Raw genomic sequence first — 15,500 nt, forward strand, 5'->3', positions numbered from 1 at the left:
CAGGGTGCGATTGCCCGGAGGGCCGAGCCATAGTAGCATCCGGACACGTGTCTGATTCCGTCCCTGCCCGCTCGGTGGTGAACCTGGAGGCCACCCGCCGCCGCCTCACCGAGAAGCAGGCCGACACCGTCGATCGGCTCACCCGGGCGGCGATGGAAGTGCTCTCCCGAGAAGGCTTCGCGGGTCTCACCGTCCGCATGGTGGCGGCCGCCGCGGGCGTCGGCACGGCCACCGCGTACACCTACTTCTCCTCCAAGGAGCATCTGGTCGCGGAGATGTTCTGGCGGCGGCTGGCCGCCACTCCCCCACCCGCCGACGAGGATTCGGACAGCACCACGCGAGTGCTGGCGGTGCTGCGGCAGATTGCCATGCTGGTGGCCGACGAACCCGCGCTGGCGGGGGCCGTGACCAGCGCACTGCTCGGCACCGATCCCGATGTGGCACACCTGCGGTACCGAATCGGCAGCGAGATCCGCAAGCGGCTCATGGACGCCTCGGGCGCGGACGCCGATCCGGAGATCGTCGATCATCTGGAACTGCTCTACGCGGGCGCGCTGGTGCGGGCGGGCATGGGGTACGCCTCGTACGCGGAGATCGCCGAGCAGCTGGAGAAGTCCGCGCTGCGGGTCCTGAAGGGCTGAATTCCACGGGCGAGTCCCCTGGATTCCCTTGCCGTGCAAGCCAACCCGTAGTACCGTCCAGACAGGTGTCTACTCCAGTGCGGGAGGTTTCCGATGACCCTGGTCAAGCCACAGATGGTGTCGGGCGGCGAGCATGAGCATGGGCATTTGGAGGAGTTCCGGACGGACCCCATCGCCCTCATGGCGCGGGTGCGATCGGAATGCGGGGACATCGGATCCTTCCGGCTCGCGGGGCGCGATGTCATCCTGCTGAGCGGCGCGCAGGCCAACGAATTCTTCTTCCGCGCAAGCGATGACGAGCTGGACCAGGCCGCGGCCTACCCCTTCATGAAACCGATCTTCGGCGAGGGCGTGGTCTTCGACGCGCCACCGGAACGGCGCAAGGAGATGCTGCACAACACCGCCCTGCGCGCGGAACAGATGCGCGGCCACGCCACCACCATCGCGCGCGAAGTCGACGGCATGCTCGCCCGCTGGGGCGACGCGGGCGAGATCGATCTGCTCGAATTCTTCGCGGAACTCACCATTTACACGTCCTCGGCATGCCTGATCGGCGTGAAGTTCCGGAATGAACTCGACGGCCGCTTCGCGCACCTCTATCACGAACTGGAACGCGGCACCGACGCCTACTGCTACGTGGACCCGAACGCCGATATCGAGAGCTTCCGCCGCCGCGACGAGGCGCGCTGGCAGCTGGTGAAGCTGGTCCGGCACATCATGGCCGGGCGGATGGCGAATCCACCGCAGGGCAAGGACGATCGGGACATGCTGGACGTGCTGGTGTCCGTGCGGGACGAGCACGGGAATCCGCGCTTCTCGGCCAGCGAGGTCACCGGCATCTTCATTTCCATGATGTTCGCGGGCCACCACACCACCTCGGGCACCGCGGCCTGGACCATCATCGAACTACTGCGCAATCCCGAAGTGCTGCACCGCGTCGTCACCGAACTGGACGAGCTGTACGCCGACGGCGCGGACGTGAGTTTCCATGCGCTGCGGCAGATTCCACAGCTGGAGGCGGTACTCAAAGAGGTGCTGCGCCTGCATCCGCCGCTCATCATTCTCATGCGGGTGGCGCGCGAGGAGTTCGAGGTCTGTGATCACCGCATCGATCCGGGCGATCTGGTGGCGGTGAGTCCCGCTGTCTCCAACCGCATTCCGGAGGACTTCCCGGATGCGGACGGTTTCGATCCGGGCCGCTACCTCGACCCCAATCAGGAGGATCTGGCCAATCGCTGGACCTGGATCCCGTTCGGAGCCGGACGGCATCGCTGCGTGGGCGCGCAGTTCGCGCTCATGCAGTTGAAGGCCATATTCTCGATCTTGTTGCGCGACTGGGAGTTCGAGCTAGCACAGCCATCGGACACCTACCGCAACGACCACTCGAAGATGGTCGTGCAGCTGGAACAGCCGTGCGCGGTGCGGTACCGGCGCCGCGCCCGGCCGTCCTGATCCTGGCTCGGAGCGGGGCTCAGAGCGCGGCTTCGATGGCCTCGGTCACGGCCGGGTCCTTGGGCTCGGTGCGCGGCCGGAAGCGGCCCAGCACCGCGCCGTCGCGGCCGATGAGGAACTTCTCGAAGTTCCACTGGATGTCCCCGGCTTCACCGGCCGCGTCGGTCACCTTGGTGAGTTCCTCGTAGATCGGGTGCCGGTCCTCACCGTTCACGTCGTCCTTCTCCAGCAGCGGGAAGTCGACGCCGTAGGTGGCGGCGCAGAATTCGGCGATCTCCTCGGCCGAACCGGGCTCCTGGCCCATGAACTGGTTGCACGGGAACCCGACCACGGTGAAGCCCTTGGGCCCGTAGGTCTGCTGGAGTTCCACGAGGCCGGTGTACTGCGGGGTCAGGCCGCACTTGGAGGCGACATTGACCAGCAGCACGACCTTGTCGCCGGCCAGCTGGGTCAGCGTGGTGGGCTCGTCGGTCAGCGTGCGCAACGGAATTTCGCGAAGGTTGGTCACAAGCACGCATAGTAGAACGAGTTCGCGAACCGGGTCCGCCTTGCAGCTCAGGAGTAGCGCACCTGCCAGTGTTTGATGCCGTTGATCCAGCCGTGCCGCAGCCGTTCGGGCGGCGCGACCTCGTGCAGTTCCGGCATGGCGTCGGCAATGGCATTGAACATGAGGTCGATTTCCAGTCGCGCCAGATTCGCGCCGACGCAGAAGTGGGTGCCGGTGCCGCCGAATCCCACATGCGGGTTCGGATCGCGCAGCACGTCGAAGGCGAACGGATCGCCGAACACCGTCTCGTCGAAATTGGCGGAGCTGTAGAACAATCCGACCCGATCGCCCTTGCGGATCTGCTGCCCGCCGAGTTCGGTATCGCTGGTGGCGGTGCGCTGGAAGGCGGTCACGGGGGTCGCCCAGCGCACGATCTCGTCGGGTGCGGTGTGCGGGCGCTTCTCCTTGTACAGCTCCCACTGGTCCGGATTGTCGACGAACGCTTTCATGCCGTGCGAGATGGCATTTCGCGTGGTCTCGTTGCCCGCCACGGACAGCAGGATGACGAAGAATCCGAATTCGTCGGAGCCCAGCGCCTCACCGTCGACGTCCGCGGTGACCAGCTGGGTGACGATGTCCTGCGCCGGACAGGCGCGGCGCTGTTCGGCCATGGTGTAGGCGTAGCCGAGCAATTCGGCATTGGCCTGCATGTTCGCGCCCGCGAATTCCGGATCGTCGTAGTTGAGCAGTTGATTGGACCAGGTGAACAGCTTGTGCCGATCGTCCTGCGGTACGCCGAGCAGTTCGGCGATGGCCTGCAACGGCAGTTCGCAGGCGACCTGGGAGACGAAATCCCCACTGCCGCTGTCCTTCGCCTCGGCGACGATGGCGGCGGCGCGTTCGGTGAGCGCCTGCCGCAGGCCCTCGACCGCGCGCGGGGTGAAGCCCTTGGAGACGATGCGGCGGATCTTGGTGTGCTTGGGCGGGTCCATGTTCACCAGCAGGGCCTCGCGGCTCAGCTCGAGCTGTTCGGGCTGGGAGTCGACCGGCATGCGGATGATGGAGCCGTTGACGTGGGAGGACCACAATTCGGGCTTGCGGGAGATCTCCTTGACGTCCTCGTGCCGGGTGATCGCCCAGTAGCCGCCGTCGGTGAACGGCGCGGCTTGTTCGGGGGTCTGCGCGTTCCACCAGACGGGCGCGGTGCGCCGCAGTGCGGCAAACTCTTCGGTGGGGCTGTGATCTGCCCAGAGCGCGGGATCGGTCAGGTCGAACCCGGCGGGTAGCGACGGAACAGACACTGTTCCTCCTCGGGCATGGTGCCACTATGATCTCGGTTTTGGAACGTGTTTCACGTCGATTGAACCATGCGAATCCACGGCTGTTCAGCGTTTCATCAAGATCGTTTAGCAGCTCTGAAGTGCGTCTTAGTTTCCGGCGTGGCGGCGAGAGTGTTCACAGACTAGAACTTGTTCTACAGTGATCGCAGGCACACTCGAGGATGAGGTACTGACATGACCGCTTCTCCGCACTCCGCGGACGCAACCGAAGCCGATTACGTCGTCGTGGGCGCCGGTAGCGCCGGCGCCATCGTGGCCGGCCGACTGGCCGAGCGGGGTGCGAGCGTGATCCTCCTGGAGGCCGGGCGCAAGGACGACACCCGGCTCGTCACCAGCCCCGGCATGATCACGATGGTCCACACCGTCCCGCAGCTGAAGAAGCGCGTGACCTGGAAGCAGTTCTCGGTCCCGCAGAAGCACGCCAACGACCGCGAGATCCCCATGACCCGCGGCAAGGTGCTCGGCGGCTCCAGCTCCGTCAACGGCATGCTCTTCGTGCGCGGCAACCGCGCCAACTTCGACTCCTGGGCCGCCGAGGGCAACAAGGGCTGGAGCTACGACGAGATCCTGCCCGCCTACAAGCGCCTGGAGAACTGGCAGGACGGCGCGAACGACTACCGCGCCACCGGCGGCCCCATCGAGGTCACCCGCCAGCAGGACCTGACCCCGATCACCCAGGAGTTCATGGTCGCCGCGTCCGAGACCCTCGGCGCGCCGATCATCGAGGACTACAACGGGGAATCGCAGGAAGGCATCTCGATCTTCCAGCAGAGCGTGCGGAACGGCCTGCGCTACAGCTCTTCTCGCGGCTACATCACCGATATGCCGAACTCGAACCTCACCGTGCTCACGCACGTGCACGCCACCCGCGTGGTCATCGAGAACGGCCGCGCCACCGGCGTCGAGATCGCCGAGAAGAACGGCGCGCGCCGGGTCGTCCGCGCGGCCAAGGAAGTCATCGTCTCCGGCGGTGTCATCGGGTCCCCGCAGCTGCTCATGCTCTCCGGCGTCGGCCCGGCCGCGCACCTGCGCGAGCTCGGCATCGAGGTGAAGGCGGACCTGCCGGTCGGGCAGAACCTGCACGACCACCTCTTCGTGCCGATGACCTTCGTGTCGAAAAAGGCCATCCACCGCGGCATTCCGACCTACTTCGCGCGCGGCATCATGCGCGAGCTGCGCAATCCGGGCAGCTCCTGGATGGGGCGCACGGTCTTCGAGGCCGCGGGCTTCGTCAAGACCAAGTTCTCCGAGGGCGCGCACCCGGACATGCAGATCCACACCCTGCCGTGGAGCTACCCGACGCCCAACCAGGACGAGGACAAGATGCACATGGTGGACCGGCGCGCCGCGCTGACCATCATGCCCAGCCTCATCTACCCGAAGAGCCGCGGTGAACTGAAGCTGGCCTCGACGGATCCGTTCGCCTCGCCGCTCATCGACCCGGGCTACCTGACCGATCCGTGGGATACCGAATTCCTGGTCGAGGGCATCAAGATGATCCGGGATGTGATGTCGCACAAGAGCATCGCGGGCGATGTCGTCGAGAACTTCTTCCCCGGAACGGATTACAGCGACGAGACCGCGCTGCGGCGGGAACTGCCCAACCGCGTGCACTCCATCTACCACCCGGTCGGCACCTGCCGCATGGGTGTGGACGAGCGCGCGGTGGTGGACCCGACGCTGAAGGTGCGGGGCATCGAAGGCCTGCGTGTCGTGGACGCCTCGATCATGCCCAGCATCACCGGCGGCAACACCAACGCGCCGAGCTACATGATCGGCGAGAAGGCCGTCGAGTTCATCGGGGTATAACCCCAGCGAGACCGCGGTGCACGACGCACTTCCCTAGCCCTCCGTGCACCGCCGGGCCGGCGGATACGACCACCGCCGGCCCGGAACCGCCCCGAGCCGATGCAACCGGCTCGGGGCGGTTTTCTTTATCCCCCTGATGCGCGTCGCGCAATCCGTTCTACCAGTGCGTCTGTTAGAAAAATGGGATGAATGCGAGAAACCTGACGCTCGCTACCCTGGCCTTCGGGCTCACCTTCTGGGCCTGGAATCTCATCGGCCCGCTATCCAGCAGCTACGAGAAGAGTCTCGGCCTGTCCGCCGGGCAGACCTCGCTGCTGGTCGCCACCCCCGTACTGGTCGGCTCGCTGGGCCGGATCCCGGCCGGCGTGCTCACCGACAAGTTCGGCGGGCGGATCATGTTCGCCGTCATCTGCTTCATCTCGATCGTGCCCACGCTGCTCGTCGGCTGGTCGAATTCCTTTGGCGCCCTGATTCTCTGGGGCTTCTTCCTCGGCATCGCGGGCACCTCGTTCGCGGTCGGCATCCCGTTCGTGAACTCCTGGTACGAGCCCGCCCGGCGCGGCTTCGCCACCGGCGTCTTCGGCATCGGCATGGGCGGCACCGCGCTGTCCGCCCTGTTCACCTCGCGACTCGTCGACCATCTCGGGCGGGCGCAGACCCACATCCTGATGGCCGTCGCGCTGGCCGTCATGGGCGCGGTCATGTACCTGTTCAGCCGGAACTCACCGGACTGGAAACCGGCCACCGAACCGGCCCTGCCGCGCATCAAGGAGGCGCTGAAGCTGAAGGCCACCTGGCAGGGCGCACTACTCTACGCCGTGGCCTTCGGCGGCTTCGTCGCCTTCTCCACCTACCTGCCGACCGTGCTCGAGAACGTCTACGAGTTCACCCAGTCCGACGCGGGCCTGCGCACCGCCGGGTTCTCCATCGCGGGCGTGCTCGCGCGGCCGCTCGGCGGCACGCTGTCGGACCGGATCGGGCCGGCCAAGGTGCTGACCATCTCCTTCGCGGGCACGGCCGTCATGGCGATCGTGCTCGCCTTCAAACCGGGCGCGGAGATTCCCGCCGGGATCAGCCTCGTCCTCATGGCCTTCTTCCTCGGCCTGGGCACCGGCGGCGTGTTCGCGCTCATCGCCAAACTCGTCGAACCCGCGCGGGTCGGCACCGTGACCGGTCTGGTCGGCGCGGCCGGCGGGCTCGGCGGCTACTTCCCGCCGCTGGTCATGGGATTGGTGTACAGCTCCCGGCACGACTACACCCTCGGCTACGTCCTGCTCGCGCTGACCGCGGTCGCCGCCCTGCTCTACACGCTGAAAGTCGGTCGCGAAGTTCGCGATTGACGCACCCGAAGGGGTCCTATGCGCCGCACTACCGGGGATCACGATTCGTGCCTGATGAACGTCGGGGAACGGCCGGACCGGCAGCAGTTGCGGGACAGCGCCGCCGCCATCGAGGACATGGTGCGGCACCATCTCGACTCGTACCTGGTGCAATTGGAGCGGGCCGTCACGGACGCGGGCGGCACCGTGCACTGGGCCACCGGCGCCGCCGAGGCGAACCTCCTGGTGGACGAACTGGTCCGGCACGAGCGACTCCGGGCCGCCGAGGTCGGCGTCACCGGCGCGAATTTCCTTGTGGCGGAGACCGGAACGATCGTCATGGCGGAATCCGAGGACAACGGGCGCATATGCCCGGCGCTGCCGGAAACGCTCATCACCGTGGCGGGCATCGAGACCGTGGTGCCCACCTGGCGCGACCTCGAGGTCTTCCTGCAGCTGCCCGTGCGCGGCAGCACTAGGGAACGCGTATCGCCGTACGTGTTCACCTGGGCCGGGGTCACCAACGGGGACGGGCCGCGGAACTTCCACCTGGTGCTGGTCGATGACAACCGCACCCGCGCGCCTCGCGCGAAGCGGTCGGCGACCGTGACGAATGCACGCGAAACCGTGCTGGCGCGCATCCGGAATGCCGTGTCGGATCTGCCCGCCGAGCAGCGCACCATCACCGCACCACGCGAATACCTGCGGCGGGCACCGGGAATCGAGTCCGGCGATCACGACGCCGTGGTGTCGCTGTTCTTCGAACGAGTGAAACATTCTGGCGCACAAGCACACCGGGTCGACGCGTCGGTGCTGCCGAAAGCCATCGCGAGCGTCCTGCACGAGCAGGGCGTCCGCAGTGTCATCGCCCCGGCGGGTGTGCCCGAGGGCTGCCTCGCCGAGTGGACCGTGGACTCCGGAAATCGGGTGGTGTCCGATGATCCACAACTGTCCACAGCCGAACTCGAAGCGGTGGATGCGGTGATCACCATTTGCGCTGCGGCCATTGCCGATTCGGGCAGCGTGGTGCTCGACGGCGGTCCCGGGCAGGGCCGGCGCGCGCCGACGCTGGTGCCCGGCTGTCACGTCTGCGTGGTGCACGCCGAGCAGATCGCGTCGTCCGTTCCCGAGATGATCGGCATCCTGGACCCCTTGCGCCCGCTCACCTGGTGCAGCGGCCCTTCCGCCACAGCCGATATCGGGGCGATCCGCGTACAGGGTGCGCACGGGCCCCGGCGGCTGGTCGTGATCATCGTCGAGTGACCTCGCGAAAATAGCCTTCTGCCAGCACTTTTCAGGAGTGCAAGATCTTGTTAAGGCCGTGCCAAGCGCGGCTGGGCATCGTTGTGTCAACGCCGGGAGCGACCGGCGCGGCGAGACCACCAACCGGGGGCGGGGGGGGAACGCTGTGACACGACCCGTCCACGAGGGGTGTCGGGTCGTGTCACAGCAATACCGGCCATCCGGTTCTCACCGGCGGACCAGTCCTGTCGCGAAGGGGGCGGCAGGCCTGCGAGGATCCCGTCGGCCCCGTCCACGAGAGGTGGCGGGTCCGGCGGGTTCCTTAATTCTTGATCTTGTTTGCGGCATATCGTGGCGTTGCCCTTGCCGGGCACGGCATCATGGAACGTAAGAGCGCCAAAAAGATTGGGAGAGACGATGGAAACGGTAGTCGTCTTTGTGCTGGCCTGCCTGATCTATTGGTTCGGGTTGATACGCTGACCGGCCGTGGTCGCCACCGCCAGCAAGGCATCGGCGATCCGGGCACAGAACGCGTCGGCATCACCCGCGCCATGGGTGAGGGCGCGAATCAGAGTGGCGCCACGTAGGAACTCGAACAGCGCGTCCACGTCGCAGCCCGCATCCGCGCGCCCCCGGCTCGCGGCGTCGATCACCAGCTCACGCAGGGCCGCCCGGGTGGGCTGCTCCCCGCGATCCAGCAGGCGGCGATAACTCTCCCGATCGTCGTGATACTCCGACAACAGGCCCGGAATGGCCGAGCGCGCCGCCGGCTGCGCGGCCGCGTCCAGGAACAACCGGGTCCAGGCCAGCAGGTCGGCCCGCAACTCCCCGGTGGGGACCGGGAGATGGCCGCCGTCGAGAGCGAAGATCGCATCCTCCACCAAGGCGCGCTTCCCGGGCCACCGACGGTAGATCGAGGTCGTGACCACGCCCGCCCGCCGCGCGACCGCGGCGATCGTGGTCGCCTGATACCCCGCGCTCACCAGCAACTCCTGGGTCGCGGCGAGCACCTGGGCATCCAACTGCGGATCGCGCGGCCGGCCGGGCCCCGTCCGATTCCGCATTGCTCGCTCCGCCACCCCGCGCTCGGTCACCGCGACTCCCCTCTGATCGGCAAAAGTACGCGGCCCTCGATACCGAGGGCCGCGTTGCTTTGTCCATTCTGCGGGCTACCGGGCCTCGACCAACTCGGGCTCGGCGGGCGCTTCCACCGGAAGGCCTTCGCCGGTAGCGGCTTTCGCGCCTCGCATCAGGAAGAAAGCGGCTACTGAAGCGACCAGGACGCAAGCGCCGGCGGACCAGAAAGTGGTGGACATGCCGGTGGTGAAGGCTTCCTTGGCGGCGGCGATCAGATCGTGGTTGCCGCTGGCCATTGCGGGGGCGATGTTTTCGCGGATCGCGGTGGGAGCGGAGGACGGCATGGCGTTGCGGTAGGTGCTGGAGAGGATGGCGCCGAGGATGGCCACGCCGAGGGCGCCGCCGGTCTGCTGGATAGTGTCATTCAAAGCCGAGCCGACACCTGCCTGTTCCGGGGGAACCGCACCCATGAGGGCACCGATGGCGGCGGGGATGGCCAGGCCTGCACCGGCTCCTACCAAGGCCATGGCCAGAGCAGGCATCCAGAAGGCGGAATCCACGGAGAGCATGGCCAGGATCGCAGTGCCTGCGGCCAGGATCAGGAGACCGGCTACGGCGACCGGGCGGACGCCCAGCTTCGGGGTGAGGCCCGCGCCGACCATGTTGAAGACGATGGCGGACAAGGCCATCGGGGTGAAGGCCAAGGCGGTCTTGATGGGTGAGTAGTCGAGAACGAACTGCAGGTACTGGGTCAGGACGAGCATCAGACCGGCGTTGGCGAAAGTGACCAGCACCAGGGAGAAGCTGGAACCGGTGAAGACGCGATTGCGGAACAGGTGCAAGGGGAGCATCGGGTGCTCGGCCTTCAGTTCGCGGATTACGAAGGCGGACAAGGTGATCAAGGCGATGAGCAGGCCGGGCCAGGTGCCGGCGATGCCTTTGCCGGGGAATTCGATGATGGTCCAGACGGCGGAAGTGAGACCCACGACGGAGAACAGCATGCCGGGCAGATCGGTGGGACGCGCCGGGCCCTTGGATTCCGGCATCAAGGTCAGGGCCGCCACGATGGCCAGGATGGCGATCGGGACGTTGATCAGGAACACCGAACCCCACCAGAAGTGGTTCAGCATGATGCCACCCATGACCGGGCCGCCGACCATGCCGATCATGGCCACCGTGCTCCAGGCCGCAATTGCCTTGGGGCGCTCGTCATCATCGAAGACGACGATCAGGATGGACAGCGTGCTCGGCATGATGAGCGCACCGCCGAGGCCCATGACGACGCGGCCCGCGATGAGCATTTCCGGATTGCTCGCATAGGCGGCCAAGAGCGAGGCCGCGCCGAACAGAACCAGGCCGATGATCATCACCAGCCTGCGGCCGCAGCGGTCGGACAGACTGCCCGAGGTGAGCAGCAGACCGGCGAAGACCAGGATGTAGCCGTCGATCACCCACTGCAGATCCTGCGCGCCGGCGTGCAGGTCGGTGGAGATCTCCGGGATGGCGACGTTCAGCACCATATTGTCGATAACCAGCAGCAGTGAGCTCAGGCAGAGCACCACCAGAATCAGCCAGCGCTTCGGATTACGCTGTGCCGCAGGCGAAGTCACTGCCGCGGTCATTTCTTTCGCAGACATTTCAGGTCCCCTCAGAGAAGCTCTCCGCACACTGTGCGGTGTTATCGCACACTGTACGGTCTGCCGTACAGTGTGCGCAAGTGCGAACAGTGAACGGCTGGACGTACAGTGTTCTAGCTGCAGCTACGCTGTCCGGGAGACGAAGGAGACACGGCCATGCCCGCCAAACCACAGGAGTTCTCGTCGGTCTGGACCCGTCCGCAACGACAGCGGCGCGACCAGCCCGCACTCAGCAGGGAGCAGATCGTCGGCGAAGCGCTCGGCCTGCTGGACACCGAGGGCTACGACGCGCTCAGCATGCGCAAACTCGGCAGCCGCCTGAATGCCGGCGCCACCTCGCTCTACACGCACGTGGCCAACAAGGACGAAATCCTGGAACTCGTGGTGGACGCGGTCTTCGGCGAGGTCCGCCTGCCCGACCACACCACCCCCGGCAGCTGGCGCGCCGACATGACCGCATTGGCCGGCAACCTGCGCGATGCGATGCTGCGGCATCCGTGGATGTTCAGCGTGATCAGCGGGGCCGGACTGGCCTACCTCGGACCGAATGTCATGCGCCTCACCGACGTCATGCTCCGCATCCTCGAAACGGCCGGCTTCGACGACGACAACTCGGACCGGGCCGCCAACGCCCTCTTCGCCTACCTCATCGGCTCCACCGGCACCGAAGCCGCCATGCTCAATGCCGTCATGCGCAGCGGCCTGAGTGAGCAGCAGTGGTTCGAGAAGATGATGACGGTGGCGGAAGAAGCGGCAAAAACCTACCCGCGCATACACAAACGCTACGAAGCCCAGCGCTCCCTCGACTCCGCGCAGTCCCGGGACGCCTTCTTCGTCTCCGAACTGGGCCTGCTCCTCGACGGCCTGGAAATGCGCGGAAAAGCGAAAAAGCCTGCGGCACAGGCGTGAAAGCCGGTACCGCAGGCTGATCGGAGTGCGCGGTCAGCGACCGGTCGGAAGGTTGGTGCCGCCATTGGCATCCAGCACGACGCCGGTGATGAAACCGTTGGTGGCCAGCATGTGGATGGCGCGGGCGATGTCCTCGGGACGGCCGACGCGGCCCACCGGGGTGGTCTCGACCAGGCCGTCGAACAGGGCCTTGCGCTGCTCCTCCGGCACCCGATCCCACCACGGGGTGTCGATGACACCGGGCGATACGGCGTTCACGCGCAGCGGGGCGAGTTCGATTGCGAGCGGCGGGATCATGGCGTCGAGCGCGCCGTTGATGGCGGCCAGTCCGACCGTGCCGGGGAAAGCGGCGCGGGACGAGCCGGCCGTCACCAGGGTCACCGAGCCCTGCGCGTCCAGGCGCGGCAGTGCGGCCTGCAGGATGCGCACCTGCGGCCAGAACTTGCCGTCGAAGCCGCGGGCCAGGTCGTTCAGGTCGAGGCCGGCGAAGGGGCCGCTGCCGGCCGAGCCGCTCACCGAGATCACCAGGTGATCGATGCTGCCCGACTGCGCGAAGAAGGCGTCGATGTCGCCCTGATCGGTGGCGTCCAGGCTGTAACCGGTGGCCTTGCCGCCGATGCGAGCGACCGCGGCGTCCAGCTTGTCGCGGTCGCGTCCGGTGATGATGACCTCGGCGCCGCCGGCCGCGAAGAGGGTGGCGGTGGCCTCGCCGATGCCCGAACTGCCACCCATGACGACGACGCGCTGTGTTGTGGTCATTTTCTGGAGCCTCTCTGTCCGTCGCTCCGTTTACCATTACGGAACTGACAGTCTTGATAACCACGAAGCCGAGACTTTTAGTCTCGACAAATCGGTGACGTGCATCACAGGAGGCGCGGGCATGGCAGGCGCAGGCACCCCACCGAATCCGGAACGCCCGCACACCGGCCGGCGCCGCAACGAGGCCACCCACCACGCCATCCTCGACGCCGCACTACGACTCCTCGCCGAATCCGACGGCGCGGCAGTCACCATCGACGCCATCGCCAAGGCTGCCGGCGTCGGCAAGCAGACCGTCTACCGCTGGTGGCCCTCCAAGGGCGCACTGCTCCTCGACGCCCTCACCGAACGCTCGGCCATCGAAGTCCCCTCCCCCGACACCGGATCCGTGCGCGAGGATCTGCGCATCGTCATCGAATCCACTTTCGCCGGCGCGCAGAGCAGAACGACCGGCCCCGCCCTGCGCTCCCTGGTCCGCGAGGCCGCCCACGACCCGCACCTCGCCGAACTCCTCCGGACCTTCACCGAACAACGCCGGAATGCGGTCCACGCCTTGCTCGTTCGCGGCCGGCAGCGCGGCGAACTGAGCGCCGACGCCGACCTGGATCTCATGGTCGACCAGTTCTACGGCGTCTTCTGGTACCGCTTCCTGCTCGGCCACCAGCCCTTGGACCCCACGGCCGCCGACCGCCTCACGGATGCGATCCTGCGCGGCCACTGACAGCCGACGAACGCCCGCACCACGGAAAGTGGTGCGGGCGTTGCGTTTTCAGCTATCGGGCGAGGCTCAGCTGTTAAGGCCGGAGCGGACGCCTTCCTCGATGCGCTTGCCGATCTCGTTGTCGACGCTCTTCCAGTATTCGAAGACGCGGCTCAGCACCGGCTCCTGGACGCCGCCGAGGACGTGACCGACGACATTGGCGACCAGGCGGTCGCGCTGGGCGTCGGTGTAGACCTCGCGGACCAGGGTGCCCGCCTGGGTGAAGTCGCCGTCCTCGCGGTGCTGGATGTAGCCGGCCCGGACCATGGTCGGGTCGAAGTTCCAGATGCCGTAGTCACCGGCGCGGGACTCGTCGGCGTGCGGGCCGCCGAACGAATTCGGCGCGTACACCGGCACATTCGGGTCGTTGTACTCGAAACGCATGGCGCCCTCCTTGGAGTAGGAGTTCACCTCCGCGGCCTTGGCGCGGTTCGGCGGCAGCTGCGCGTAGTTGGTGCCGATGCGGTAGCGGTGCGCGTCCGCGTAGGCGAAGACGCGGCCCAGCAGCATCTTGTCCGGCGAGAAGCCCACGCCCGGAACCAGATTCGACGGCTCGAAGGCGGACAGCTCGATATCGGTGAAGAAGTTGCCCGGGTTGCGGTTCAGCGTCCAGCGGCCGACCTCGATCAGCGGGTAGTCCTTCTGCGACCACACCTTGGTCAGGTCGAACGGGTTGAAGCGGTAGCCCTCGGCCTCGTCGACCGGCATGACCTGCACCTTGAGGGTCCAGGACGGGTGGTCGCCGCGCTCGATGGCCTCCCACAGATCCTTGCGGTGGAAGTCCGGGTCGCTGCCGGCCAGGGTGTCGGCCTCGCCCTGGGTCAGGAATTCGATGCCCTGATCGGTCTTGAAGTGGTACTTCACCCAGAAGCGCTCACCGGCGGCATTGATCCACTGGTAGGTGTGCGAACCGAAACCGTCCATGTGGCGGTAGGTCTTCGGGATGCCGCGGTCACCCATCAGCCAGGTCACCTGGTGCGCGGTCTCCGGGCGCAGGGTCCAGAAGTCCCACTGCATGTTGTGATCGCGAAGTCCGTTGCCCGGCAACCGCTTCTGCGAGCGAATGAAGTCGGGGAACTTGATCGGATCCTTGATGAAGAAGACCGGGGTGTTGTTGCCGACGATGTCGTAGTTGCCCTCGGTGGTGTAGAACTTCACCGCGAAACCGCGCGGATCGCGCCAGGTGTCGGGGCTGCCCTGCTCACCGGCCACGGTGGAGAACCGCACCAGCGATTCGGTGCGTGCACCCGGCTGGAACAGCGCGGCCTTGGTGAAACGGGAGACGTCGCCGGTCACCACCAGCTCGCCGTAGGCGCCCGCGCCCTTCGCGTGCACGATGCGCTCCGGCACCCGCTCGCGGTTGAACTGGGCCAGCTTCTCGATCAGGTAGTGGTCGTGCAGCAGGATGGGGCCCTGGGTACCCGCGGTCAGCGACTCGTTGTCGCTCTCGACCGGAGCGCCGGTGTTGGTGGTTGTCGGCTTGGTCATTCGAAGCCTCCTTCGGGCATGTGGAATCGTCCCGGGGATCGACCCGGGCTTTCAGGAAACCTCGCCCCTCAGGGGGCGCAATCGGGGCAGAGCCCCCAGAACACGACTTCGGCCTCGTCGATGACGAAACCGTGGGACTGATCGGGTTCCAGGCAGGGCGCCGCACCCACGGCACAGTCGATATCGATCACCATGCCGCACTTCCTGCACACCAGGTGGTGATGGTTGTCTCCGGTCCGCGCCTCGTACAGCGCCGGCGATCCCGCCGGTTCGATCCGCCGCAGCAAGCCCGCACCCACGCACGCCTTCAACACGTCGTACACGGCCTGTGTGGACACCGACCCCAACGTCTCCCGCACCTTCGCAGCCACCCCGTCGGCATCCGAATGCGGCGCCTCGGCCACCGCATCCAGCACCGCGACCCGCGGGCCGGTGACCCGCAGACCCACCGCCCGCAACCGTTCGCGAGCGTCGTAACCGGTGTGCATAACTCCACCCTCCCCCGTTTTCTGGAATAAGTCAAGAAAAGGATGTTCTTGCTGATCAAGGACATGAAATCAGAGCATCCGGCGGCGCGCCG

At 66.6% G+C, this 15,500-nt stretch carries 14 protein-coding genes; 7 read left to right on the forward strand and 7 right to left on the reverse strand.

Annotated elements, in window-relative coordinates:
* The first annotated feature begins 77 nt into the window (after positions 1–77).
* The gene (locus ACH438_RS15815; RefSeq protein WP_397006033.1) at positions 78–641 is read left to right on the forward strand and encodes a TetR/AcrR family transcriptional regulator; all 564 of its coding nucleotides are present in this window, start codon (positions 78–80) and stop codon (positions 639–641) included.
* Positions 642–734: 93 nt separating this feature from the next.
* Positions 735–2,093, forward strand: coding sequence for a cytochrome P450 (locus tag ACH438_RS15820; protein WP_397005588.1), 1,359 nt, complete (start codon positions 735–737; stop codon positions 2,091–2,093).
* Between the two features lie 19 nt (positions 2,094–2,112).
* Here ACH438_RS15820 and ACH438_RS15825 read toward each other — a convergent pair whose 3' ends face one another.
* Together ACH438_RS15825 and ACH438_RS15830 are read right to left on the reverse strand one after the other, a co-directional pair.
* Positions 2,113–2,601 (reverse strand): glutathione peroxidase, encoded by a 489-nt coding sequence (locus tag ACH438_RS15825; RefSeq protein WP_397005590.1) that lies wholly within the window; start codon positions 2,599–2,601, stop codon positions 2,113–2,115.
* 47 nt (positions 2,602–2,648) lie between these two features.
* Entirely contained in the window at positions 2,649–3,881 is a 1,233-nt protein-coding gene (locus ACH438_RS15830; RefSeq protein WP_397005592.1) for a cytochrome P450, read from the reverse strand.
* 213 nt (positions 3,882–4,094) lie between these two features.
* On the opposite strand from ACH438_RS15830, the gene ACH438_RS15835 reads away from it, so the two are divergent.
* The 3 genes from ACH438_RS15835 to ACH438_RS15845 all read left to right on the forward strand — a co-directional run bounded on the left by ACH438_RS15835 (position 4,095) and on the right by ACH438_RS15845 (position 8,311).
* The gene (locus tag ACH438_RS15835; protein ID WP_397005594.1) at positions 4,095–5,729 is read left to right on the forward strand and encodes a GMC family oxidoreductase; all 1,635 of its coding nucleotides are present in this window, start codon (positions 4,095–4,097) and stop codon (positions 5,727–5,729) included.
* A gap of 185 nt (positions 5,730–5,914) precedes the next feature.
* On the forward strand, positions 5,915–7,069 hold the full coding sequence (locus ACH438_RS15840) for a nitrate/nitrite transporter (protein WP_397005596.1): 1,155 nt from the start codon (positions 5,915–5,917) through the stop codon (positions 7,067–7,069).
* A 54-nt stretch (positions 7,070–7,123) separates the two neighbouring features.
* Positions 7,124–8,311 (forward strand): LUD domain-containing protein, encoded by a 1,188-nt coding sequence (locus ACH438_RS15845; protein ID WP_397005598.1) that lies wholly within the window; start codon positions 7,124–7,126, stop codon positions 8,309–8,311.
* A gap of 434 nt (positions 8,312–8,745) precedes the next feature.
* Here ACH438_RS15845 and ACH438_RS15850 read toward each other — a convergent pair whose 3' ends face one another.
* Together ACH438_RS15850 and ACH438_RS15855 are read right to left on the reverse strand one after the other, a co-directional pair.
* Positions 8,746–9,354: a TetR/AcrR family transcriptional regulator gene (locus ACH438_RS15850; protein ID WP_397005600.1), complete on the reverse strand. Its 609-nt coding sequence runs from the start codon at positions 9,352–9,354 to the stop codon at positions 8,746–8,748.
* A gap of 105 nt (positions 9,355–9,459) precedes the next feature.
* Positions 9,460–11,004: an MFS transporter gene (locus tag ACH438_RS15855; protein WP_397005602.1), complete on the reverse strand. Its 1,545-nt coding sequence runs from the start codon at positions 11,002–11,004 to the stop codon at positions 9,460–9,462.
* 156 nt (positions 11,005–11,160) lie between these two features.
* On the opposite strand from ACH438_RS15855, the gene ACH438_RS15860 reads away from it, so the two are divergent.
* Complete coding sequence (locus tag ACH438_RS15860) at positions 11,161–11,913, forward strand: TetR/AcrR family transcriptional regulator (protein ID WP_397005604.1); 753 nt, start codon at positions 11,161–11,163, stop codon at positions 11,911–11,913.
* Between the two features lie 33 nt (positions 11,914–11,946).
* Here ACH438_RS15860 and ACH438_RS15865 read toward each other — a convergent pair whose 3' ends face one another.
* A complete protein-coding gene (locus tag ACH438_RS15865; protein ID WP_397005606.1) occupies positions 11,947–12,672 on the reverse strand; it encodes an SDR family oxidoreductase in 726 nt (241 codons plus the stop codon).
* A gap of 121 nt (positions 12,673–12,793) precedes the next feature.
* Between ACH438_RS15865 and ACH438_RS15870 the strand changes: the two genes are divergently transcribed.
* Positions 12,794–13,393, forward strand: coding sequence for a TetR/AcrR family transcriptional regulator (locus ACH438_RS15870; protein WP_397005608.1), 600 nt, complete (start codon positions 12,794–12,796; stop codon positions 13,391–13,393).
* 66 nt (positions 13,394–13,459) lie between these two features.
* On the opposite strand, the gene ACH438_RS15875 is transcribed toward ACH438_RS15870, so the two are convergent.
* Together ACH438_RS15875 and ACH438_RS15880 are read right to left on the reverse strand one after the other, a co-directional pair.
* The gene (locus tag ACH438_RS15875; protein WP_397005610.1) at positions 13,460–14,920 is read right to left on the reverse strand and encodes a catalase; all 1,461 of its coding nucleotides are present in this window, start codon (positions 14,918–14,920) and stop codon (positions 13,460–13,462) included.
* 68 nt (positions 14,921–14,988) lie between these two features.
* Positions 14,989–15,408 (reverse strand): Fur family transcriptional regulator, encoded by a 420-nt coding sequence (locus tag ACH438_RS15880; RefSeq protein WP_397005612.1) that lies wholly within the window; start codon positions 15,406–15,408, stop codon positions 14,989–14,991.
* Between the last annotated feature and the right edge of the window lie 92 nt (positions 15,409–15,500).

This window comes from Nocardia sp. NPDC020380 (assembly GCF_044386975.1).
Lineage (GTDB): Bacteria > Actinomycetota > Actinomycetes > Mycobacteriales > Mycobacteriaceae > Nocardia.